This is a genomic window from Dellaglioa sp. CoH-55-MRSF-7, assembly GCF_056782235.1.
In genome coordinates, this window is record NZ_JBXAYI010000003.1 from 247,935 (window position 1) to 270,393 (window position 22,459).

Sequence of the window (22,459 nt, forward strand, 5' to 3'; positions counted from 1 at the left end):
GGAAGTTATTATTTTGCGTAAACCAATTATTGCTGGTAACTGGAAAATGAACAAAGGCCCTAAAGAAACTGCTGAATTCGTAGCAGGTCTTAAAGGTAAATTACCAAAGTTTGACGATGTTGAATCTGTTATTGCTGCTCCTGCAGTAGATTTACAAACATTACTTGATGCTGCTAAAGGTACTGACTTAAAAGTTGCTGCTGAAAATGCATACTTTGAAGATGAAGGTGCTTTTACTGGTGAAACTTCACCAAAAGTTCTTTCTGAAATGGGTGTTGACTATGTTGTTATTGGTCATTCAGAACGTCGCGAATACTTCGGCGAAAATGATGACGATATTAACAAAAAAGCACATGCTGTTTTCAATAATGGTATGGTTCCTATTATCTGCTGTGGTGAAACGTTAGAACAACGTCAAGCCGGCGAAGCAGAATCATGGGTTGCTGGACAAGTTTCTGCTGCATTAAGAGGCTTATCTGTTGAACAAGTTAATCTTGCAGTTATTGCATACGAACCAATCTGGGCTATCGGTACTGGTGAAACAGCTACTTCTGACCAAGCACAAGAAATCTGTGCAGTAATTCGTAAAACAGTTGCTGATTTGTATGACCAAACAGTTGCTGATAAAGTTCGTATCCAATACGGTGGTTCAGTTAAACCTGGTAACGTCGTAGAATTAATGGGTAAAGACGATATTGATGGTGGTTTAGTTGGTGGCGCAAGTATGGAAACTGCTTCATACTTAGACCTTGTTAACTTCAAAGCATAATTCGTATTTTAGCTGTTAAAAAGATTGAAAATGAATCAATAAACTATTAAAATAATGGTAAGGGTGTTATTGTATCCCCGCCAAAAAACGTTTTTAAAGGAGAGTACAAATTTATGTCAATGATTACAGATATTTATGCACGCGAAGTTCTAGATTCACGCGGTAACCCAACTGTTGAAGTTGAAGTTTACACAGAAGACGGCGCAATGGGCCGCGGAATTGTTCCTTCAGGTGCTTCAACTGGTGAACATGAAGCCGTTGAATTACGTGATGGCGACAAATCTCGTTACATGGGCTTAGGCGTTACTAAAGCTGTTGACAACGTAAACAACATTATCGTTAAAGAAATTGTTGGATATGATGTTACTGATCAAGTTGGTATTGATAAAGCTATGATCGCATTAGATGGTACACCAAACAAAGGTAAATTGGGCGCTAACGCTATTTTAGGTGTTTCAATTGCTGCTGCTCGTGCTGCTGCTGATGAATTAGAAGTTCCTTTATACAGTTACTTAGGCGGATTTAACGCACATGTCCTTCCAACTCCTATGATGAACGTTATCAATGGTGGATCACATGCTAACAACAGTGTTGATTTCCAAGAATTCATGATCATGCCTGTTGGCGCACCTTCTATCAAAGAAGCTGTACGTATGGGTTCAGAAACATTCCATAACTTACAAAAGATTTTAGCTGAAAAAGGCTACTCTACTGCTGTTGGTGATGAAGGTGGTTTCGCTCCTGATCTTAAGAACAATGAAGAACCATTTGAAATCTTAATCGAAGCAATCGAACGTGCCGGTTACAAACCTGGTAAAGATATTGCTATCGCATTTGATGCTGCTTCATCAGAATTCTACAATGCTGAAACTGGCAAATATAGATTACAATATGAAGGCGAAAATGGCCAAGATTATACTTCTGAAGAAATGGTTGAATTCCTTGAAGCAATCGTTGACAAATACCCAGTTATCTCAATTGAAGATGGCTTGGATGAAAACGATTGGGAAGGCTGGAAGATGATGACAGCTAAATTGGGCAACAAAGTTCAATTAGTTGGGGATGATTTATTTGTTACAAACACTGACTACCTTAAAAAAGGTATCGAAATGGGCGTTTCAAACTCAATCCTTATCAAAGTTAACCAAATCGGTACACTTACAGAAACAATGGAAGCTATCGAAATGGCTAAAGAAGCTGGTTATACAGCTATCGTTTCTCATCGTTCAGGTGAAACTGAAGATACAACTATCGCTGACTTAGTTGTTGCAACTAATGCTGGCCAAATCAAGACTGGTTCATTGAGCCGTGTTGATCGTATCGCTAAGTACAACCAATTAATGAGAATTGAAGATAACTTAGAAGAAACATCAGAATACAAAGGTATCCACTCATTCTACAACTTGAGTTCAGATGCTCGCGATACAATCGTTAACAAATAATTCTTTATGAATTAAGCGTTTCTGATTGAAAGAAGGTCCTACCTAATTTGATTTTAGGTGGGACCTTTTTTGTATTATAATAGGACGCACTATATTGAAAGGTAAAACTTATTGTTGTATAATTTAGATGTTGGAAATTATAGTTAGGAATGTGAGCGTGTATGAAAAAATCAGAGCGTATTACAATACAAGATGATCTAACATCAAAAGTTTATGATCTTATTTTAAACGAAGAAACGACAAATGAGGAACGTCTCTTATTAGTTGATTTTAAAAATAAAGTTGAGCGTGGGCAGTACTTCGAGAAGGCAGTCGCTGATTTAGCGGAGTCGTTGCGCTTATTGGCTGTAAGTAATTTAAAAAATAAAATAAAGTTAAGTGCTGACGTTGGTCGATTTTATATGGAAATTTCGACAACCGGTTTATTTAAAAAAAATTTAGGCTGGGGACTTATAGCTATGAGTATGATTTATCATCCTTAAGTGATCATTAGATTATGCTAGTTTTTAAGAAGAGTTATTCAATAGTTGAATAATTCTTTTTTTGTTACTAATGAGTTCAGCAAATAATTGGATTTTAGCATATACTAATAGAATGAAGAGGTGTGTATGGTTTTATGACAAAACAAGGTATCAAAGAGCGATTGAATTTAACTAATCTCATATTTATTTTAAGAGGGCTATTAATTGGGCTCGTTACAGGTATCGTTGTAAGTCTATTTAGGTTAGCTATTATTTATGTGCTTAAAGTCTTTATCTATTTTTACCAGGCAATTAATCAGAATATGTGGTTACTGTTTCCAATGATTCTTTTGAGTCTAGCTATGGTACTAGGTATTGGAACACTAATGAAGCAAGAGCCAAATATTATGGGATCCGGTATTCCGCAAGTAGAGGGCCAGCTTGCTGGTAATCTTGAAATGCGTTGGTGGTCAGTTTTATGGCGAAAATTTATCGGTGGTGTTTTAGGCATTGGATCAGGGCTATTCCTCGGCCGTGAAGGCCCATCTATTCAACTAGGTGCAGCAGTCGGACAAGGATTCGCAGAGATGACTAAACATACTGAATCGGAACGCCGCATTCTGATTGCAGGTGGTGGCGCTGCAGGTCTATCCGCAGCTTTTAATGCACCAATTGCGAGTACGCTTTTTATATTAGAGGAAGTGTATCATAATTTTTCACCGTTGATTTGGACAACAGCATTAGCTAGTTCAATTTCAGCCAATTATATTTCATTGCATTTTTTCGGTCTAAAACCGGCGCTACAAATGATGGATATTCAGACCTTATCATTGTTACAATACTGGCATTTGATTGCTTTAGGGCTTATTTTGGGCCTCCTAGGCTATCTGTATCAAAACGTATTACTTAAATCGACTGATTTATATAATATTCTACATAAAATTCCGATTTTTTATCGCTCAATTGTCCCTTTTATTTTAGTTATTCCGATTGGATTATACTTACCACAAACTTTAGGTGGCGGTAATGAGATTATTTTAAGTCTAGTTCAAAGTAAATCATTGACCGTTTTATTGGGACTCTTTCTTTTAAGATTTATCTTTTCAATGATATCCTATGGTTCTGGATTACCAGGTGGTATTTTTCTGCCTATTCTAACATTAGGCGCTATTATTGGCGCTGGGTATGCAACTGTTATGATAATGTTAGGGTTGTTACCAGCTAAATATATAACTGATTTTATTATTTTTGGAATGGCCGGGTACTTTGCTGGAATTGGTAAAGCACCTTTTACAGCTATTTTATTAGTTACGGAAATGGTGGGTAGTTTACATCACTTAATGCCACTAGCCATTATTTCATTAGTTTCATTTTTAGTTATTGATATTTTAGGCGGCGCACCTATCTACGATTCTTTACTTAAAAAATTAATTGGTCAAAATGAAATTGATTTGGGCGGTAAAAAGGACCGACTTGAGACGCCTATTTTTGCTGGATCAAATTTAGAAAATAAAAAAGTTTCAGAAGTAGTTTGGCCTGAAAATAGCTTATTAATCACGGTTAGACGTGGTGAAAAGCAATTAATTCCACATGGTGTGACGGTTTTAAAAGCAGGAGATACATTAGTTCTTTTGACTGAGCACCAAAATCGACCTAAACTTAAGACAGAAATGGATACATTATCCGGATTTGAATCACTTTAATAAAATAATAACGGTGGAAAATTAATGCAAACTGTGCTAAATTAGTATAGATATAGATTACGTAATTGGGTTAAGGAGGTAAATGATTTGACTAACATACTAACAATTTTAATTATCATCGTTTCAGTCTTAATGATTATCGCTGTTATGATGCAACCTGCAAAAACAAATAACGCTTCAGGTGCTTTATCTGGTGGCGGTGGTGGTGCTGACGATTTATTTAGCAAACAAAAACCACGTGGATTCGAAGCATTTATGCAAAAAGTAACCTTTGTCTTGGGCGTTTTATTTTTCTGTCTAGCTCTAGGACTTGTCTATTTGGCCTCAAAATAATAATAAAGAAAGCCTCCTGTGCAAACAATTGTTGCAGCAGGAGGCTTTTATTTAGAAATAAAATAAAATTAATAATAAATAAATGTAACGCAAATACGAATATGAAAACGAGGTATACATGGATAAAAAGATGCAAGAACTTATATTAAAAGAACTAAAAATTAAAGAAAATGAATCTTTCAGTGTTGAAGAATTAACAGCTGCCCTTAAATTAGAAGGCCAGGATGCGTTCAAAGAACTTGTTAAAACACTTGCTGAAATGGAACGTAAACGTGAAGTGAAAATTACATCAGAAGGCAAATTTCAAATTGCACTTCAAACACCACAATTAGTGGGTATTTTTCATGCAAATGATCGTGGATTTGGATTCGTTACGATTGATCCAGAACAACCTGATGTTTTCGTTAATCCAACACAAACAATGTCTGCCTTAAATGGTGATAGTGTTGAGATTGAGATTACAAGTGCTGCTAAACCTGGGGATGACCGTGGTCCTGAAGGTAAAGTTAATAAAATTGTTGAACATAATGTAACATCAATTGTTGGTGAATTTGAAGTTGAACCATCTGACCTTGAAAATTCAGGAATAATTGGCCATTTAGTTGTTAAAAACAAGAAATTACAACGTTATAACTTATTGGTAACAGGGGTTGGTTTACATCCAGTTGCCGGAGAAGTTATTACAGCTGATATTACTGCTTACCCAACAAGTGAAAAACCATTAGTTATTGAAACATTGGTTAAAGAAGTTGTGGGTAACAAAGACGATCCAGGTATGGATATTTTACAAGTTGTTTATCAACATGATATTCCTAGTGAATTTCCTGAAGATGTTATGGCTCAAGCTGAAGCAACTCCAGAAGTTGTGCTACCAGAAGAAAAAATTGGCCGTGTTGATTTAACGGACCAAACATTGGTAACAATTGATAGTATTGATTCTAAGGATTTAGATGATGCTGTTACTGCCTGGAAACTTGATAACGGGAACTACCATTTAGGTGTGCATATTGCTGATGTTTCGCATTATGTCCAACCAGGCACACCACTTGATCGTGAAGCATACGAACGTGGAACGAGTGTTTATTTAACTGACCGTGTTATTCCAATGTTGCCTCACAAATTATCAAATGGTATTTGTTCATTGAATCCAAAAGTTGAACGCCTTGCTATGAGTTGTGAAATGGAAATTACACCAGAAGGTTATGTTGTTAACCACAAAATCTTCCAAAGTGTGATTAAAACGACAGAACGTATGACTTACAAAGCCATTAACAAGATTCTTGAATCAGATGATGCAAAGACGAAAGCTAAATATGAAGAATTGGTCCCAATGTTTGAAACAATGGGCGAATTACACAAAATTCTTGAAAAAATGCGTAAAAAACGTGGTGCAATTAGTTTTGATGATAATGAATCTAAGATTATCGTTGATGAAGCGGGTCACCCAATTGATATTCAAATTAGAACTCGTGGAACAAGTGAACGTTTAGTTGAATCATTTATGTTAGCTGCAAATGAAACTGTTGCAGCTCATTACGATAAATTAAAAGTACCTTTTGTTTACCGTGTGCATGAAACACCTAAGAATGAAAAAGTAATGCGTTTCTTCGAAACTTTAACCAGTTTTGGTATCGTTGTTAAAGGTGATAGTAAGAATGTAACACCTAAAATGTTACAAGGTGTTTTAAAAGAAGTAGCTGGTAAACCTGAAGAATCAATGGTTTCTGTTATGTTACTTAGAAGTATGCAACAAGCTAAATATACTGATGAATCATTAGGTCACTTTGGTTTAGCTGCTACTGATTATACGCATTTTACGTCACCAATTAGACGTTACCCTGATTTGATGGTTCATCGTTTAATTCGTTTCTACGAAGAAAATGGTATTGGGGACACTCAAAAAGAAAAATATGCTGAACAATTACCTGAACTTACAACACATACATCACAAATGGAACGTCGCGCAATTGATGCCGAACGTGATACTGACGCAATGAAAAAAGCTGAATACATGGCTGATCATGTTGGTGAAACCTTTGAAGGTGTTGTTAGCTCAGTTATGAAGTTTGGTGTCTTCGTTTCATTACCAAATACTGTTGAAGGTCTTGTTCATATTAGTAATATGAAGGATGACTATTATGAATATTTAGATATGCATATGGCATTAGTAGGTAAGAGAACCAAGAGAACTTTCAGAATTGGTCAACCAATCGAAGTAAAAGTTGCTAAAGTTGATATTGAGCAAAGTGCGATTGATTTTGAAATTGTTAATCCACAAAACACACCAACTTCTGATTTACGAGGTAAAGGTGGAAACTTCAAACGTCCAGGTAATGGTCGTCCAGGAGACAAGAAACCTTATAACCGTAATGGTAAACCAGCTGCTGGAAATAGTAATGGAAAGAAACCATTCTACAAATCAGCTAATAAAAACACAGCACCAAGAAAAAATAATACACGTCAAAAATAATATCGGGGGGATTAAGATTGCGAAAAGAAAAGTCATCTTTTGATAAACCCTTAGCCCAGAATAAAAAAGCAAGACACAGTTATAACATTGAAGATACGGTTGAGGCTGGTGTCGTTTTAACAGGTACTGAGATTAAATCCGTTCGAAATAGTCGTATTAATCTAAAAGATGGATTTGCGCAAATTAGAAATGGTGAAGCTTGGCTGATGAATGTTCATATTTCAACGTATGATCAAGGAAATCAATTCAATCATGATCCACTTCGAAATCGTAAATTATTATTGCATAGAAAACAAATAGCTCAATTTGATGAAGCAACTAAAAATAAGGGTGTTACAATTGTCCCTTTGAAAGTGTACATTAAAAACGGCTTTGCAAAAGTACTAATCGGTGTTGCAAAAGGGAAGAATGATTACGATAAACGTGAAACAATTAAACGTCGAGATCAGGAACGCCAAATTCAACGCGTACTTAAAAATTACTAATAAAAAAGGAAGCAACCAATTTTGAAATTGGTTGCTTCCTTTTTAGTTATTAAGCTTGTTTGTAAAGACCAGCAATTTGATCTTGAACATCTTTATTTTCTAAGAATTCATCATAAGTAGTATCTGCTCGATCAACAAGACCGTTTGGTGTTACTTCGATGATACGGTTAGCGATTGTTTGAATGAACTCACGATCATGAGAGCCGAATAATAGAGCACTCTTATAATTTGAAAGACCTTCATTCAATGAAGTAATTGATTCCAAATCTAAATGGTTAGTAGGATCATCAAGTAAAAGAACGTTGTTTCTTGTTAACATCATTTTTGATAACATACAACGAACTTTTTCTCCACCGGATAAGACGCCAACTTCTTTATCGACTTCTTCACCAGAAAATAACATACGACCTAAGAATCCACGCAAGAAAGTGTTATCACTTTCTGCTTTAGAAGCAAATTGACGTAACCAATCGATAATTGTTAAATGTTCATCAGCGAATTGGTCGTTATTATCTTTAGCAAGGTAAGCTTGTGATGTTGTTACACCCCATTGAACTGTACCTGTATCTGGTTCTAATTCACCAGAAAGAATTCTAATTAATGTTGTAACAGCAATATCAGTTTCACTTGTAAAGGCTGTTTTATCATCTTTGCCTAAACTAAATGAGATATTATCTAAAACTTTTACGCCATCAATTGTTTTTGAAACGCCACTAACTGATAATAAATCATTACCAATTTCACGGTCGATTTCAAAGTTAATGAATGGGTAGCGACGTGATGAAGGTTGAATATCATCAAGTGTGATTTTTTCAAGCATTTTCTTACGAGAAGTTGCTTGTTTAGATTTAGAAGCGTTAGCACTGAATCGTGCAACGAAATCTTGTAATTCTTTGATTTTAGCTTCTTTTTTATCGTTAGAATCATTTGCAAGTTTTGAAGCTAAGGCACTTGATTCCATCCAGAAGTCGTAATTACCAACGAATAATTTGATTTTACCAAAATCAACATCACACATGTGGGTGCAGACATTATTTAAGAAATGTCTATCATGAGAAACAACAATAACGGTATTTGAGAAGTTAATTAAGAAATCTTCTAACCAGTTAATTGATTTGATGTCTAACCCATTAGTAGGTTCATCAAGTAAGAGAACATCAGGATTACCAAAAAGTGCTTGTGCAAGCAAAATCTTAACTTTTTGACTTTCTGTTAGTTCGCTCATCTTTTTATTTTGCATATCTTCAGCGAAGCCTAAGCCTTGTAAAAGAGTTGAAGCTTCTGATTCAGCTTCCCAACCATTCATTTCAGCAAAGTCAGATTCTAGTTCAGCAACTTTGATACCATCTTCATCAGAAAAATCAGCTTTTGCATAAATAGCATCTTTTGCTTCCATAACAGCATAGAGTTCTTTGTAACCCATAATGACTGTTTCAAGAACAGTATATTCTTCGAAGCCATAATGATTTTGTTGTAGCATTGTCATACGTTCATTTGGATCTAATGAAATTTTACCTGTACTTGGTGTTATTTCACCAGATAAAATCTTTAAAAATGTTGATTTACCAGCGCCATTAGCACCGATTAGTCCGTAACAATTACCAGGCGTGAATTTTAAATTAACGTCATCGTATAACTTACGGTCTGAAAAACTTAAACTTACATTACTTACAGTTATCATTTAATACCCTCACTATTCGTTTGTATAATCTACATATCATAGCATATTTCAGGCTCAAAATGAAACGGTTTTGAAAATGAACTCAAATAAAATGATTATTTCTGAAAATGAGGGTACGTTAGTCATAGAGTTGTAATATGAGTGATGTTTTGTAATATGCCTGACACATGTCTGACTTGTCGGTTCGATATACTCTAGAAATGGGTAATAAAGTTATTTACAAAAAGGAGTATTATTTTGAAAATTAGAAATATTATTGGTTTTACGGCAGTTATACTTTGCTTATTAGGTGGTTCGGTTTCTGTTAGTGCAACATCTATCAGTGATTTAAAAAAACAAGAATCAGCTGCACAAGAGAAAGTAACAACTGCTAATTCAAAAATTTCAAAGTCATTAACGAGTATTAATGATGAGTATGCAAAAATTGATAAATTAAATCAAGAAATTTCTGATAAAGAAAAGAAAATTGGTTCACAAGATAAATCAATTGGTAATGAACAAAAACAATTAGATACACGTATTGAAAATGCTAAAGATAGATTAAGAAGTCTACAAGTTAATGATTCAAGTAGTAAAATGGTAACGGCTATTCTTGAAGCAAAGAATGCTGGTGATTTTATTAGCCGTGTTTACGCAGTTTCTGTTTTACAATCTGCTGATAACAAAACGATGAAAGATGTTGCGTCTAATATCAAAACCATGGAAGATGCTAAAGCGCATTTGGAATCTGAACAAAAATCATTGAAATTAAAACAATCTGAAACAAAACAAGAAACAAAAGAAATGAATAAACAATTAGCAGCGTTAAAAGATACTTTAGGTGACGCAAAGAAAGATTTAGCCAAAGTAACAAAGGCTAAAGATGCTGAGTTATCAAAAAAAGCAAGAGAAGCAAAGGCTAAAGCTGATGCTAAGGCAGCAGCAGCTGCTAAAAAAGAAGCAGCTAAAAAGGCTGAAAGTGATGATTCATCAGATAAAAAAGGAAGTACTGACCAAAAAGCAAGCAACGATACTTCTGGCAAATCAACTAAGAAAACGTTACAAATGGTCGCAACGGCTTATTCAACAAATGCACCAGGGATGGGAACTCATGGATCATATGGGTTAAGTTTGTTAACTAATCCACAACAAATTGCTGTGGATCCTTCAGTTATTCCGCTAGGAACTGTTGTCTGGGTATCTGGTTATGGTGTTGCGATTGCTGGCGATACAGGTTCAGCAATTAAAGGAAACCGAATTGATGTGCATTTTATCTCAAATGCAAGATGTTACACATGGGGTAAAAAGACAGTTACTGTAAAAGTTTTAGAATAAAGATATGAAAAAAGGTCTGCTAAATTTATTTTTAGCAGACCTTTTTATTTATTTAAATATCTTTTTGCATATGATGATAGTCATGACCACTAATAATCATGTTACCAACAGTTTTAAAGCCCATTTTTGTGTATAACTTTTCTGCTTTAGGATTTGCAAAGTCGACGTTTAAGCCAATCTTTGTTTTTCCAGCTGCACGGGCAATCTCGGGAAGAGACTCTAGAAGTTTTGTGCCGATGCCTTGTCCTTGGAAATCTGGTGAAACAGCAAGGGTATCAAGGTACCATTCATTTGGATAAACTTCTGAGTCTGGAAAGAGTTCAGTTGTTTCAGGTAAACCAATTTGTGGGAAAAATTGATTCATAGCAAGATCAAGATGGTCTTCATCTTCATCCGGATAACCAAATGCTATCCCAGCAACCTTACCATCAATATCGGCAATTTGAACACGACCGTAGCTGTAACGGTAGTCTTCTGTTTCAAATGCAAGCTCTAGCACTTTGAATAGGTCGGGTAATGGAATTTCTTGAAGAATAGGAATTTCCATATCTTCTAAAATAATATTCACTAAAGGAACGACCTCGTGTGCATCTTTTTTTGTTGCTCTTCTAATAATCATATAAACCATCCTTTCCTGAATATCTCTAGTGTATAGGGTACTTAAATAATTGTCAAAACAACTAAATTGCTTGCTAAGTGTAGATATGTTATATTATGTTACATCAAAATGTTTTGGGGAGGATATTATGAAAAAATGGCAGTCAATGATCATGTCAATCATGGTCGCATGTGTATTTTTATTATTTTTACATAGTAATCAAGTAAATGCAGCAGAAAAGACGTATACAATCGGGACTGATGTAACTTATGCACCATTTGAATATCAAGCAGAAGATGGTAAATCATATGTTGGTATTGATATGGATATAATGCGAGCCATTGCTAAAGAGGAAGGATTTAAAGTTGATATTAAAGCCTTAGGGTTTAATGCAGCGGTTCAAGCATTAGATGCTAACCAAATTGATGGGGTTATGGCTGGTATGATGATAACTCCAGAACGTCGTGTTAAATTTGATTTCTCAGATAGTTATTATGAAGCTGGGGTAGCTATGGCTGTTGGTAAAAACAGTTCAATTAAATCTTTGGATGATTTAAGAGGGAAAAAGGTAGCGATTAAAGTTGGTACAGCTGCCGGAGAATTCGTAAACTCAATTAAAAAACAATATAATATTACAACAACAACTTTTGATGATTCAAGTAACATGTATGACGATGTTGTGACAGGAAATTCCGATGCGACTTTTGATGATAAACCAGTTTTAGCATATGGTGTTAAGAATGGTATTGAAATGAAAGTAGTTGGTAAAACATATGAAAAAGGTGAATATGGATTCGCCGTTAAAAAAGGGCAAAATAAAGAATTAATAACAAAATTTAATGCCGGGCTAAAGAAACTTAAAGCTAACGGTGAATATAAAAAGATTGTTGATAAGTACACTGGAACGAACGCAAAAAATGCTAACTCTAAAAATTCTCGAACAATTTTAGGTTTATTGAAAACAAATAGTGGCTCATTATTAGAAGGATTTAAACAAACAATGTTATTAACAATTGTGGCTATTGTTTGTGCAACAGTTTTAGGGATTATTTTAGGTATGATGGGTGTTGCGCCAAATAAATGGCTTAATGGGCTTTCAAGTACATTAATTTACATTTTCCGTGGCCTACCGCTAATTGTATTGGCCTTCTTTATCTACATTGGTATTCCTAATTTAACCGGGAGCAAGATTCCAGCATTTGTGGCAGGTATTATAACCTTAACGTTAAATGAAGGTGCGTATACAGCGGCCTTTGTTAAAGGTGGGATTAAGGCTGTTGATAATGGCCAAATGGAAGCTGCTCGTAGTCTAGGATTACCTTATGGAAAAGCAATGATGAAAGTCATTATGCCACAAGGAATTAAGATTATGATTCCATCATTTATTAATCAATTTATTATTACGTTGAAAGATACGTCAATTTTATCTGTTATCGGTATTTTAGAATTAACGCAAACAGGTAAGATTATAATCGCAAGAAACCTTGAAGGATTCAAGATGTGGTTGATTATCGCGGTGATTTATCTCGTTATCATAACGTTATTAACGTGGTTATCTAATTTAGTCGAAAGGAAGATTAAATAATGGCAGCTAAAATTCAAGTTAAAAATTTGAAAAAAAACTATGGTTCAAATGAAGTTTTGAAGGGGTTAGATATTTCAGTTGCAGAAAAAGAAGTTGTCTGCATGATTGGACCTTCCGGTTCTGGGAAAAGTACCTTTTTACGTTGTTTAAATAAATTAGAAGATTTAACTTCCGGTTCAATTATTATTGAGGGGCATGATATAAGTGATCCAAAAACTGATTTAAATGTTGTTCGTCAAAATATTGGCATGGTATTTCAACATTTTAATTTGTTTCCACATTTAACCGTTCTTGAAAATATTATTTTAGCGCCTGTTGAATTAAAAAAAGAAACAAAAGAAGAAGCAACTAAGGAAGCAAAACGTCTTTTATCCCAAGTTGGTTTGAGTGATAAAGCAGATGCTGCACCTGCTTCGTTATCTGGTGGTCAAAAACAACGTGTCGCAATCGCACGCGCACTTGCAATGAAACCAGATATTATGTTATTTGATGAACCAACGTCTGCACTTGATCCAGAAATGGTTGGGGATGTTTTAGATGTTATGAAACAACTTGCGAGGGATGGTATGACAATGGTTGTTGTCACACATGAAATGGGTTTTGCTAAAGAAGTGGCTGATCGTGTGGTCTTTATGGCTGATGGTTACATTTTAGAAAGTAGTACACCAGATGAAATATTTAGTAATCCGCAAAATGATAGAACAAAAGATTTCTTAAACAAAGTTTTAAATGCATAAAAAGTGCAAACTAATTAAATCTTTCGGCCTTTCATTAATTTTTGGTGGGGCAAGCATTGTAAAAGGTCCTAATCACTTCGCGTGGTGGTTAGGATTTTTTATGTATAGTTACTAAAAATTAGGATGTTTACGATGATTTGAATTGAAAAAAGCTTTTTAGCAAAGGAGAAAAGTAAAATTATGAAAGCAATTGTTGTTAATGAAGCAGGAGGAACAGATAAGCTTATTTACCAAGAGGTAAATTTACCTAAAATAAAAGCTAACTGGTCCTTAATTAAAATAAAAGGGTTTGGTATCAATAGATCGGAGATTTTTACGAGAGAGGGAAAATCGCCAACTGTTTTGTTTCCTAGGGTTTTAGGCATTGAATGTGTGGGTGTTGTTGAAGAAACGAGCGATCCTGAAAGATTACCTATAGGGAAAAAAGTTATTTCCATTATGGGAGAAATGGGACGCGCATTTGATGGCAGCTATGCTGAATATGTAGCATTACCAAATAACCAAATATATCCAATAACAACAAATATATCTTGGAAAGAACTTGCGACTATTCCTGAAACGTACTATACAGCATTTGGTTCAATGAAAAACTTAAAAATTACAAAAAAAGATAAAATTTTAGTTAGAGGCGCCACAAGTGGAGTAGGTATTTCATTTCTTAAATTGTTGAAGGCCAGATATCCTGATATTGTAATTGATGGTACTAGTCGGAGCCAAGCAAAAAATGAGCAATTATTGTCCGCTGGTTTTAATGATGTAATAATAGATAAGACTGGTGTATTAGAGACTGAAAAGAAGTATGACAAAATTTTAGAATTAATTGGCCCTGCCACTATAAAAGATAGTTTTCAACATTTAAACGAAGGAGGCATTTTATGTAGTACGGGACAATTAGGAGGTAAATGGTTTTTAGAAGAATTTGATCCGATTATAGATATCGAGAAAAATAGTTACCTCACTAGTTTTTACTCTGACAATGTCAGTCAGGATAAATTGAATGATCTGTTGGACTACATTTCAAAATATGATGTTGATGTGAAACCAGAAAAAAACTTCAAACTAAGTGAAGTTCCTTTAGCGCATGCTTACTTACAAAATCAGGATAGTTTTGGGAAAGTAATCGTGTTACTAACAACTGAATAAAGATAAGTACCAAATTGGTTAGCGACGTATTATGGGTTTCATAATTGATAGTTGGAGAGTAACAGGGCTGATTGATTACGTAACAAAAGTCTTATGGCTTTTGTTTTTTTCGTTGTAAAAAAACTGTTATTGGTAATAGTTTTTAAACTACTATCAACAACAGTTTTTATAGACTTATTTTTTCTAATTAATTACACTTTTTAGTCTCAATCGATTTATTTTTCAGCTAACTGTTCAAGAATAGCTAAGCCAACACCATCTTCAGAATTTGTTTTTGCTGAATGATTGGCAATACGTTTTACCTCGTCGTGGCCATTTTCCATGGCGTAACTGACGCCTGCAACTTTTAACATAGAAACATCATTTAAGTTATCTCCAATTGCCATGACATCTGACATTGGGATATTAAGTTCTTTAGCGAAAGCTTGGAGTGCAATCCCTTTTTGGGCATTTACGTTGTTAATTTCAAGGTTAGTAGGTGCAGAAGAGGTAACAACAAGTGAGTCTTCTTCTTCAATTTTTGCTTTTAAAGGGAGTAATTCTTCTTGACCATCCATACTGAAAACAATTAATTTAAAAATATCAATTTTTGAATCATCGATGACTGTTTGGTAATCATCAACGTAATTGATATTCATTAATTCAAGACGAGCTGCAGCTAATGAAACAGCCATTTTAAATGGTGTATCTGGATTTGTATCAGAGATTAGACGCGCTACATTTTGAATACGGTTTGCACGATTATCAGAATAAACACCGTTTGAGGTTGTCATTTCAAAGTAAAAATTTTCTTTTTTGAATGTTTGAACTAAAGTTTGAACGACTTTTTTTGAAATAGGTGTTGTACTAAGTGTTTTACCATTTCCATCTAAAACTTCTGCGCCGTTAAATGTAATCATTGGACTATTGAACCCGGCTGCTGTAATTAAAGGTTTAACTTCAGTATAGCCACGGCCAGTAGAAACGATAAAGTGGACTCCTAATGCTTGTGCTTGTTTAATCGCATCGGCGTTTTTTTCTGAAATCACCATTTGATCATTTAGTAAAGTACCATCCATATCTGATGCAATAATTTTTATCATAAATTCAACACTCCTCTAATCTTATTTACTGGTTTCATTTTAACATGAAACCGCTCGATATTTTAATCAAATCATTTATTTTTGTATTCACTAATATGGTAAACTTAATCTGTGAGGTGTTAGACAATGAATATTAATGTCGATAATGATTGGCAACCCATTTTGACCGAAGAGCTTGCAAAATCTAAATATGCTGATTTAGAAACGTTTATTGATAATGAATATCAAAATGAGACGATTTATCCGGAAAAAAATCGCATTTTTGAAAGCTTTGAACTGACCCCATTTTCTGACGTTAGAGTTTGTTTATTGGGACAGGATCCTTATCATGAAAAGCATCAAGCTCATGGGTTGAGTTTTTCTGTTTTACCAGGAGAAAAAATTCCACCTTCTTTACGGAATATGTATAAAGAATTGGAAACAGATTTAGGAATTCCACCAGCTAATCATGGCTATTTGAAGAGTTGGGCGGAGCAAGGTGTTTTGATGTTAAATTCAGTCTTAACTGTAAGAGATGGCGCCGCTAATTCTCATCGTAATCATGGATGGGAATTATTAACAGATGGTGTGATTGAACGATTATCCGAATCTTCACAGACAATTATTTTTGTTTTATGGGGGAAGACAGCCCAAGATAAGATTAAATTAATTGATACAGATCACAATATTGTGATAACATCACCTCATCCAAGTCCGTTATCTGCTTACCGCGGTTTTTTTGGATCGAAACCATTTTCACAAATAAATCAAAATTTAATAAGTCAGGGATTGCCACCGATTAACTGGCAATTACCCAGTAACACTTAATTAGGAGGAAATGATATGTCATTATTTGAAAGTTTGAAAAGCAAAATTGAAAGTAAAAAAATTAAAATAGTTTTTCCTGAAGGGGAAGAAGAACGTATTCTAAGAGCAGCCGTTAAATTAGCAGAAGATAATTTGGCAGAACCTATTTTATTGGGGGATGTTGCAAAAATGAAAGAGTTAGCCACAAAGCTCGATTTAACTCTTGATGGTATCGGTGTAGAATTACTTGATCCTAAACAATATTCTGAAACAGATTTTAATGAGATGAAAACGGCCTTTGTTGAACGACGTAAGGGTAAAAATACACCTGAACAAGCTGAAGAAATGTTACGCGATGTTAATTATTTCGGTACAATGCTCGTTTACATGGGATTAGCTGAAGGGATGGTTTCTGGAGCTGTTCACGCTACTGGAGATACCGTTCGACCTGCATTACAAATTATTAAAACGAAACCAGGCGTGAGTCGGACAAGTGGTGCCTTTATTATGACCAGAAATAATGATACAGAAAAGTATTTATTTTCTGATGCTGCGATCAGTATTAATCCAACTGCTCAAGAATTAGCAGAAATGGCAATTGCAAGCATTCAGACGGCTCGTCTCTTTGATATTGATCCCAAAGTAGCAATGCTTAGTTTTTCAACTAAAGGTTCAGCTAAAGCACCAGAGGTATCAAAGGTAGCAGAAGCAACTGAAATTGCACAAAAACTAGCACCAAATGAAGCGATTGACGGCGAATTACAATTTGATGCTGCTTTTGTACCGAGTGTTGGTGAACAAAAAGCACCTGGATCAAAGGTTGCAGGACAAGCAAATGTTTTCATTTTCCCTGAATTACAATCTGGAAATATTGGCTACAAAATTGCACAACGTTTAGGTGGATTTGAAGCTATCGGACCTATCCTACAAGGATTAAACCAACCGGTTTCAGATTTATCTCGTGGTGCTAACGTAGAAGAAATTTACAAGGTTGGTATTATTACAGCTGCGCAAAGTTTAGAATGAAATGGTGAAATAATTAATGAATATTGAAGTCAGTTCTGTAGAAGAAACACAAGAAATTGCCGAAAAAATTGGACAGCTTGTTGAACCTAATATGATTTTGTTATTGGATGGTGATTTAGGCGCAGGAAAGACAACTTTTGCTAAAGGCTTAGCCGTTGGGTTAGGGATCAAGCGGAACGTTAAAAGTCCAACATTTCCAATTGTGAGAGAATATCGTGAGGGCCGTTTGCCGTTATTTCATATGGATGTTTACCGACTTGAAGGGATGGGCGGCGCAGATTTAGGGTTAGATGAATATTTTAATTCTGATGGTGTGAGTGTTGTTGAATGGTCTGAATTTATTCAGGATGAATTACCAAATGATTGGTTAAAAATTACATTATTGAAAGATGATCATGATGATAATTTACGTACTATCGAATTAGAAAGTAATGGATTACAATATGATAATATGTTGGCCCATTTCAACTAAAAAAACAAGTTAGCTGATAGCCTCTAAATGGGGGTATCAGCTAACTTGTTTTTATTTAACCAATTTTTCGATTTCTGGTTTCATCTTTAAAGGATTAGTCTTAGGTGCATAACGTTTAACAACTTGTCCATCACGATTAACTAAAAATTTAGTGAAGTTCCATTTAATTGAGCTACCCAACACGCCTTGCGTTTCATCAGTCAGGTATTTAAATAGTGGTAACGCATCTTCTCCATTTACATTTTGAATGGTATGCATTGGAAAACTAACGCCATATGTCATACGACAGGTAGCTGCTGCTTGCGCATCATTATCGACTTCTTGATGGAATTGATTCGATGGAAACCCAAGTACCACTAATCCTTGGTCTTGATAATCCTCATATAATTCTTCTAATTGTTTAAATTGTGGCGCAAAACCACATTTAGTGGCTGTATTAACAATTAATAAAGGGTGATCCTTGTACTTTTCTAATGAATAAGTTTCACCATTTTCTAGTGTAACCTGATAATCATAAATTGACATTGTAATTTCCCCCAATTTGGTTTGATTACGGTCATCATATAACAGTTTAAACAGTAGCCCTATTAATGTGCTTAAATTTGATTATGCTGGCTTCACAAATGGTTTTAAAATTTCTTGTCCAAATTCGTGTTCTTGATAGAGTAAGATATTGGCACAAGCAACGGAATCATCTAAGGCATTGTGATGATTTGTTAACGTGATTCCCAATTCATCACAAACCGTATTTAATTTATGATTTGGAAATTCTGGGAATAATTTACGACTTGTTCTAACCGTATCTAACAATAAAAATTGGGGTGTCTCTAATCCATAATAACCCAATGTATTATGCAAAATACTGTTATCAAAGGGGGCATTATGTGCCACGATTAAACTATTGTTCTGGAAAAGTGGCGAAATATGTGACCATAGTTCTGGAAACTTTGGTGCAAATTCAACGTCTTCTTCGTGAATACCATGAATTTGAACATTACGCCAATTAAAAGGTGTTTCCGGTTTAATAAGTGAATAAAATTCATCAACGATTTGATTATTTCGAACAACTGTTAAAGCAATTGAACAGGCGCTATGACGCTGATTATTAGCAGTTTCAAAATCCATTGTAACAAAATTCATAATTAACTCCTTTTTAATTCGATATGACTGATAAGGTTATTAAAATACTCGGTCTAATAATGTTAATAAAGTATAACAGTTAGGTTATACAATTAAAAGTCGCTTGTTTGTGCGTTAAAATAGAAAAATAAACATTGAACGTGTTAAACTAGAAGGAATTGCTAAATGTTGAAAGGAATCGAATAAATAATGATAATTGACACTTTTGTAGAACTATTTCCATCTATTAAAATTTTAAAAAATGAACCACTTGCTAAATATACAAATACTGAAACGGGAGGGATGGCTGATCTTTTAGCTTTTCCTGATGCAGTGTCAGATGTTAAAATTTTGGTGAATACAGCCAATGAAAATGGTATTCCTTTAACTGTTTTAGGAAATTCGAGTAATCTAGTTGTGAAAGATGGCGGTATTCGTGGACTTGTAATCATTTTAACGGATATGGATAAAATTGCTGTATCTGGGACGAAAATTATAGCGCAAGCTGGTGCCTCACTTATTGAGACAACAGAAGAAGCTTACCAAGCTGGCTTGACTAATTTTGAATTTGCTGCTGGGATTCCTGGGAGTGTTGGTGGTGCCGTATTTATGAATGCTGGTGCATATGATGGTGATATCAGCCAGGTATTGAGTGAAGTTAGTGTTATTACACGTACTGGTTATGTGAAAACACTAGTTAACGAAGAAATGAACTTTGACTATCGTCATAGTCAAATTCAAGATGATAATGACATCATATTAGAAGCAACCTTTGTATTAAAAGAAGGTAATAAATATGATATCCGTGAAAAAATGGATGAGTTTAACTTTTTACGTGCATCTAAACAACCTTTAGAGTACCCATCATGTGGAAGTGTTTTTAAGCGACCTGATGGACACTATACTGGTGTACTAGTTCACGAAGCTGGGTTACAAGGCTACCAAATTGGTGGCGCACAAGTATCAAAGAAACATGCCGGGTTTATTGTTAATGTAGACGGCGCTACTGCAACAGATTATATGGATGTTATTAAGCATGTTCAAAACGTTGTGTGGGAAAAATTTAAGGTTAGATTAGAAACGGAAGTTAGAATTATCGGAGAAGACTAAAGTAGAAAGGAAGATGGTAAATGCCGCTACTTGAATCGGTTATTGTTTTAGCTGCACTTGTTTTACTATCAAATGTTATCAGTCATTATCTGGTTTCAATACCCGTTGGATTGATCCAGATAGCATTAGGCTTTGTCGTTGCCTTAATTTTTAAAGTCTCAATTGAGTTAGAAACAGATTGGTTCTTATTACTCTTTATTGCGCCACTATTATTTAATGATGGTCGAAAATTTCCAAAACGTGAATTGTGGAAATTAAGAGGTTCCATTTTTGCGAATGCCATATTATTGGTTTTCTTAACAACTGTGGTAGTTGGATTTTTCATTCATCTTTTGATTCCAAAAATGCCATTAGCAGTTGGATTCGCACTGGCAGCTATTTTGTCACCAACGGATCCAGTTGCTGTGCAATCGATTGCTGAAAAAGCAAAATTACCAAGTAATATTTTAAATTTGGTTAGTGGTGAAAGTTTAATTAATGACGCAAGTGGATTAATTGCCTTTAAATACGCGATTGCTGCTGCGGTTACTGGCTATTTTTCATTTGGACAGGCGCTTGGTGATTTTACGTATATTGCGATTGTTGGTTTTATCTCGGGAGCAGTGTTAATGTTGCTGATTTCAACAATACGAGATTTTTTAATGAGGCAAGGGATTAATGATGTTGTTTTTAATACGATATTACAAATTTTAACACCTTTCATCATTTTTCTTTTTACGGAAGAATTTTTGCATGCATCAGGTGTTATTTCGGTAGTTGTCGCTGGCGTTATCTCTAGTATGCGTAAGAATACTTTCGCGACGTACTTACCTGAAATTAAGTTAGTAACTGAAAAAACCTGGGAAATTGTGGTTTATCTCCTGAATGGATTTGTGTTTATTATTCTTGGAATTGAATTACCAATTGCGATGTCAAAGACATTAGAAGATAACAATAGTAGTACTCTTTCGGCTATTATTGATGTTTTTGTCGTCTGGCTCTTTTTAGTCGTGATTCGTGTTGTTTGGACGTATATTAATATGTTATTAATTTCTAAGAAAAATAAATCAAAAAATAAGGCAAAGCCAAGTTGGCGTATTGCGTTAATATCAGGATTTTCAGGTGTTCGTGGTGCAATTACAATGGCTGGTGTGTTAACAGTCCCAACGATAATAAAAACAGGTGCTGCTTTTCCAGAGCGTTCATTAATGTTATTTATTGCTGGTGGCGTGATTATTTTAAGTTTAGTAGCCGCAATTTTGATATTACCTCTTTTAACTAAAGAAAAAGGAATAATGAAAACCAGTAATGAGGTTCCTGATGCTACTTTAGTTGAAGATGAGGATGCTATCATAACTAGTGATAGCGGAGATACGCAGTTCAATGAAAAGCAAGCTCGTATTTATATTATGCGAGTTGCTATTAGTCGCTTGGAATCTGAACGACGAGAATCTAATCAAAAAGTTGCCTATGAATTAATTTTAGAATATCAATTTATGATTCGTCGACTTGAGTTTTCTGATCAGGATGATGAACGATTACGCCAAATTGTTGAGGAAGAAGCAGACATTAGGCGAATTGCTTTAGATGGAGAACTCGAAGCGTTAGATAAAATGAGATTAAAGCAGGCTATTAGTAATAAAAACTATTCAATTATTAGTAAGAAAATTATGAAACAAAAAGCGAAATTAGGTCAAATTAATAATCGGAAAATCTCATTTGTAACGGTTAGAAATATTAATCATGCCTTTGTTCAATTAGGTAAGGTTGTGAGACGGACACTCTATTCTGAAAAAGAATTAAAAATGGTTTATGAACGACGAAATATAGAAAAAGCTTTAGCAAAAGCAGCTATTAAAGCACTATCAACGTATGTTAAAAAATCTGATGATGGCAATCAACAATTTAAGCAGCAAGCTATGTATCATTTGATTGTTTATTATCGTAATCGTATCGAAACATTAAAACGGACCAAAAATATTAATCAAGCCGAATCTGAGGAACAAAGTTACCAACTTAGATTAAAGGCTATTGCGGCTGAACGTTCTGCGATGCAGGAATTGATGGAACGAGGCTATATTACATGGTCATTAGCGTCAAGTTTACGTGAATATATTAATTATTCTGAAAATGTTATTATGCTTTCTGAAGAGGACTAAAAAAT

General features: G+C 34.7%; 21 protein-coding genes. 16 read left to right on the plus strand and 5 right to left on the minus strand.

All coding sequences use genetic code 11. The features are described from left to right. The first annotated feature begins 13 nt into the window (after positions 1-13). From tpiA to smpB, 7 genes are all read left to right on the plus strand, one after another. Positions 14-769, plus strand: coding sequence for a triose-phosphate isomerase (gene tpiA / locus AC1RPU_RS04925; RefSeq protein ID WP_481761446.1), 756 nt, complete (start codon positions 14-16; stop codon positions 767-769). A 113-nt stretch (positions 770-882) separates the two neighbouring features. Further along, a complete protein-coding gene (gene eno, locus AC1RPU_RS04930) occupies positions 883-2,211 on the plus strand; it encodes a phosphopyruvate hydratase (protein WP_481761445.1) in 1,329 nt (442 codons plus the stop codon). A gap of 161 nt (positions 2,212-2,372) precedes the next feature. Continuing rightward, entirely contained in the window at positions 2,373-2,693 is a 321-nt protein-coding gene (locus AC1RPU_RS04935) for a bacteriocin immunity family protein (protein ID WP_481761444.1), read from the plus strand. A 134-nt stretch (positions 2,694-2,827) separates the two neighbouring features. Next, positions 2,828-4,375, plus strand: coding sequence for a ClC family H(+)/Cl(-) exchange transporter (locus AC1RPU_RS04940; protein WP_481761443.1), 1,548 nt, complete (start codon positions 2,828-2,830; stop codon positions 4,373-4,375). Between the two features lie 87 nt (positions 4,376-4,462). Continuing rightward, positions 4,463-4,708, plus strand: a complete 246-nt coding sequence (gene secG / locus AC1RPU_RS04945) for a preprotein translocase subunit SecG (protein ID WP_409022224.1) — start codon at positions 4,463-4,465, stop codon at positions 4,706-4,708. 118 nt (positions 4,709-4,826) lie between these two features. After that, a complete protein-coding gene (rnr, locus tag AC1RPU_RS04950; RefSeq protein WP_481761442.1) occupies positions 4,827-7,178 on the plus strand; it encodes a ribonuclease R in 2,352 nt (783 codons plus the stop codon). 17 nt (positions 7,179-7,195) lie between these two features. Continuing rightward, a complete protein-coding gene (gene smpB / locus AC1RPU_RS04955; protein WP_481761441.1) occupies positions 7,196-7,663 on the plus strand; it encodes an SsrA-binding protein SmpB in 468 nt (155 codons plus the stop codon). A 49-nt stretch (positions 7,664-7,712) separates the two neighbouring features. On the opposite strand, the gene AC1RPU_RS04960 is transcribed toward smpB, so the two are convergent. Then, positions 7,713-9,344: an ABC-F family ATP-binding cassette domain-containing protein gene (locus AC1RPU_RS04960; protein WP_409022227.1), complete on the minus strand. Its 1,632-nt coding sequence runs from the start codon at positions 9,342-9,344 to the stop codon at positions 7,713-7,715. Between the two features lie 237 nt (positions 9,345-9,581). Between AC1RPU_RS04960 and AC1RPU_RS04965 the strand changes: the two genes are divergently transcribed. Then, positions 9,582-10,658, plus strand: coding sequence for a 3D domain-containing protein (locus AC1RPU_RS04965; RefSeq protein WP_481761440.1), 1,077 nt, complete (start codon positions 9,582-9,584; stop codon positions 10,656-10,658). A gap of 52 nt (positions 10,659-10,710) precedes the next feature. Here the strand turns inward: AC1RPU_RS04965 and AC1RPU_RS04970 are convergent, their stop codons facing one another. Beyond that, positions 10,711-11,274 carry a GNAT family N-acetyltransferase gene (locus AC1RPU_RS04970; RefSeq protein ID WP_481761624.1) on the minus strand — a complete coding sequence of 188 codons (564 nt, stop codon included), beginning with the start codon at positions 11,272-11,274 and terminating at the stop codon, positions 10,711-10,713. Positions 11,275-11,404: 130 nt separating this feature from the next. On the opposite strand from AC1RPU_RS04970, the gene AC1RPU_RS04975 reads away from it, so the two are divergent. From AC1RPU_RS04975 to AC1RPU_RS04985, 3 genes are all read left to right on the plus strand, one after another. Next, entirely contained in the window at positions 11,405-12,841 is a 1,437-nt protein-coding gene (locus tag AC1RPU_RS04975) for an amino acid ABC transporter substrate-binding protein/permease (protein WP_481761439.1), read from the plus strand. Continuing rightward, positions 12,841-13,578, plus strand: a complete 738-nt coding sequence (locus AC1RPU_RS04980; protein ID WP_481761438.1) for an amino acid ABC transporter ATP-binding protein — start codon at positions 12,841-12,843, stop codon at positions 13,576-13,578. The genes AC1RPU_RS04975 and AC1RPU_RS04980 overlap by 1 nt, the downstream gene beginning before the upstream one ends. Positions 13,579-13,758: 180 nt before the next feature. Continuing rightward, positions 13,759-14,721, plus strand: a complete 963-nt coding sequence (locus AC1RPU_RS04985; protein WP_481761437.1) for a zinc-binding dehydrogenase — start codon at positions 13,759-13,761, stop codon at positions 14,719-14,721. Between the two features lie 215 nt (positions 14,722-14,936). Here AC1RPU_RS04985 and AC1RPU_RS04990 read toward each other — a convergent pair whose 3' ends face one another. Next, positions 14,937-15,803 carry a Cof-type HAD-IIB family hydrolase gene (locus tag AC1RPU_RS04990; protein ID WP_481761436.1) on the minus strand — a complete coding sequence of 289 codons (867 nt, stop codon included), beginning with the start codon at positions 15,801-15,803 and terminating at the stop codon, positions 14,937-14,939. 126 nt (positions 15,804-15,929) lie between these two features. On the opposite strand from AC1RPU_RS04990, the gene AC1RPU_RS04995 reads away from it, so the two are divergent. From AC1RPU_RS04995 to tsaE, 3 genes are read left to right on the plus strand one after another with little or no spacing between them, the layout of a single operon-like run. Further along, entirely contained in the window at positions 15,930-16,610 is a 681-nt protein-coding gene (locus AC1RPU_RS04995) for a uracil-DNA glycosylase (RefSeq protein WP_481761435.1), read from the plus strand. Positions 16,611-16,625: 15 nt separating this feature from the next. Beyond that, positions 16,626-17,615, plus strand: a complete 990-nt coding sequence (gene pta / locus AC1RPU_RS05000) for a phosphate acetyltransferase (protein WP_481761434.1) — start codon at positions 16,626-16,628, stop codon at positions 17,613-17,615. 16 nt (positions 17,616-17,631) lie between these two features. Further along, positions 17,632-18,087, plus strand: coding sequence for a tRNA (adenosine(37)-N6)-threonylcarbamoyltransferase complex ATPase subunit type 1 TsaE (gene tsaE / locus AC1RPU_RS05005; protein WP_481761433.1), 456 nt, complete (start codon positions 17,632-17,634; stop codon positions 18,085-18,087). Positions 18,088-18,138: 51 nt separating this feature from the next. On the opposite strand, the gene AC1RPU_RS05010 is transcribed toward tsaE, so the two are convergent. Together AC1RPU_RS05010 and AC1RPU_RS05015 are read right to left on the minus strand one after the other, a co-directional pair. Continuing rightward, on the minus strand, positions 18,139-18,612 hold the full coding sequence (locus AC1RPU_RS05010; RefSeq protein ID WP_481761432.1) for a glutathione peroxidase: 474 nt from the start codon (positions 18,610-18,612) through the stop codon (positions 18,139-18,141). Positions 18,613-18,693: 81 nt separating this feature from the next. Beyond that, a complete protein-coding gene (locus AC1RPU_RS05015) occupies positions 18,694-19,227 on the minus strand; it encodes a 3'-5' exonuclease (RefSeq protein WP_409022237.1) in 534 nt (177 codons plus the stop codon). Between the two features lie 189 nt (positions 19,228-19,416). Here AC1RPU_RS05015 and murB point away from each other — a divergent pair, with 189 nt between their 5' ends. Together murB and AC1RPU_RS05025 are read left to right on the plus strand one after the other, a co-directional pair. Beyond that, positions 19,417-20,316, plus strand: coding sequence for a UDP-N-acetylmuramate dehydrogenase (murB, locus tag AC1RPU_RS05020; RefSeq protein ID WP_481761431.1), 900 nt, complete (start codon positions 19,417-19,419; stop codon positions 20,314-20,316). 20 nt (positions 20,317-20,336) lie between these two features. After that, a complete protein-coding gene (locus AC1RPU_RS05025; RefSeq protein WP_481761430.1) occupies positions 20,337-22,454 on the plus strand; it encodes a cation:proton antiporter in 2,118 nt (705 codons plus the stop codon). Positions 22,455-22,459: the final 5 nt, after the last annotated feature.

Excerpts from the sequence above, each read along its gene's own strand:
- eno (WP_481761445.1), top strand. The coding sequence starts at position 883 with ATGTCAATGATTACAGATATTTATGCACGCGAAGTTCTAGATTCACGC.
- AC1RPU_RS04935 (WP_481761444.1), top strand. The coding sequence starts at position 2,373 with ATGAAAAAATCAGAGCGTATTACAATACAAGATGATCTAACATCAAAA.
- AC1RPU_RS04940 (WP_481761443.1), top strand. The coding sequence starts at position 2,828 with ATGACAAAACAAGGTATCAAAGAGCGATTGAATTTAACTAATCTCATA.
- rnr (WP_481761442.1), top strand. The coding sequence starts at position 4,827 with ATGGATAAAAAGATGCAAGAACTTATATTAAAAGAACTAAAAATTAAA.
- AC1RPU_RS04960 (WP_409022227.1), bottom strand. The coding sequence starts at position 9,344 with ATGATAACTGTAAGTAATGTAAGTTTAAGTTTTTCAGACCGTAAGTTA.
- AC1RPU_RS04975 (WP_481761439.1), top strand. The coding sequence starts at position 11,405 with ATGAAAAAATGGCAGTCAATGATCATGTCAATCATGGTCGCATGTGTA.
- AC1RPU_RS04980 (WP_481761438.1), top strand. The coding sequence starts at position 12,841 with ATGGCAGCTAAAATTCAAGTTAAAAATTTGAAAAAAAACTATGGTTCA.
- AC1RPU_RS04985 (WP_481761437.1), top strand. The coding sequence starts at position 13,759 with ATGAAAGCAATTGTTGTTAATGAAGCAGGAGGAACAGATAAGCTTATT.
- AC1RPU_RS04990 (WP_481761436.1), bottom strand. The coding sequence starts at position 15,803 with ATGATAAAAATTATTGCATCAGATATGGATGGTACTTTACTAAATGAT.
- AC1RPU_RS04995 (WP_481761435.1), top strand. The coding sequence starts at position 15,930 with ATGAATATTAATGTCGATAATGATTGGCAACCCATTTTGACCGAAGAG.
- pta (WP_481761434.1), top strand. The coding sequence starts at position 16,626 with ATGTCATTATTTGAAAGTTTGAAAAGCAAAATTGAAAGTAAAAAAATT.
- tsaE (WP_481761433.1), top strand. The coding sequence starts at position 17,632 with ATGAATATTGAAGTCAGTTCTGTAGAAGAAACACAAGAAATTGCCGAA.
- AC1RPU_RS05010 (WP_481761432.1), bottom strand. The coding sequence starts at position 18,612 with ATGTCAATTTATGATTATCAGGTTACACTAGAAAATGGTGAAACTTAT.
- AC1RPU_RS05015 (WP_409022237.1), bottom strand. The coding sequence starts at position 19,227 with ATGAATTTTGTTACAATGGATTTTGAAACTGCTAATAATCAGCGTCAT.
- murB (WP_481761431.1), top strand. The coding sequence starts at position 19,417 with ATGATAATTGACACTTTTGTAGAACTATTTCCATCTATTAAAATTTTA.
- AC1RPU_RS05025 (WP_481761430.1), top strand. The coding sequence starts at position 20,337 with ATGCCGCTACTTGAATCGGTTATTGTTTTAGCTGCACTTGTTTTACTA.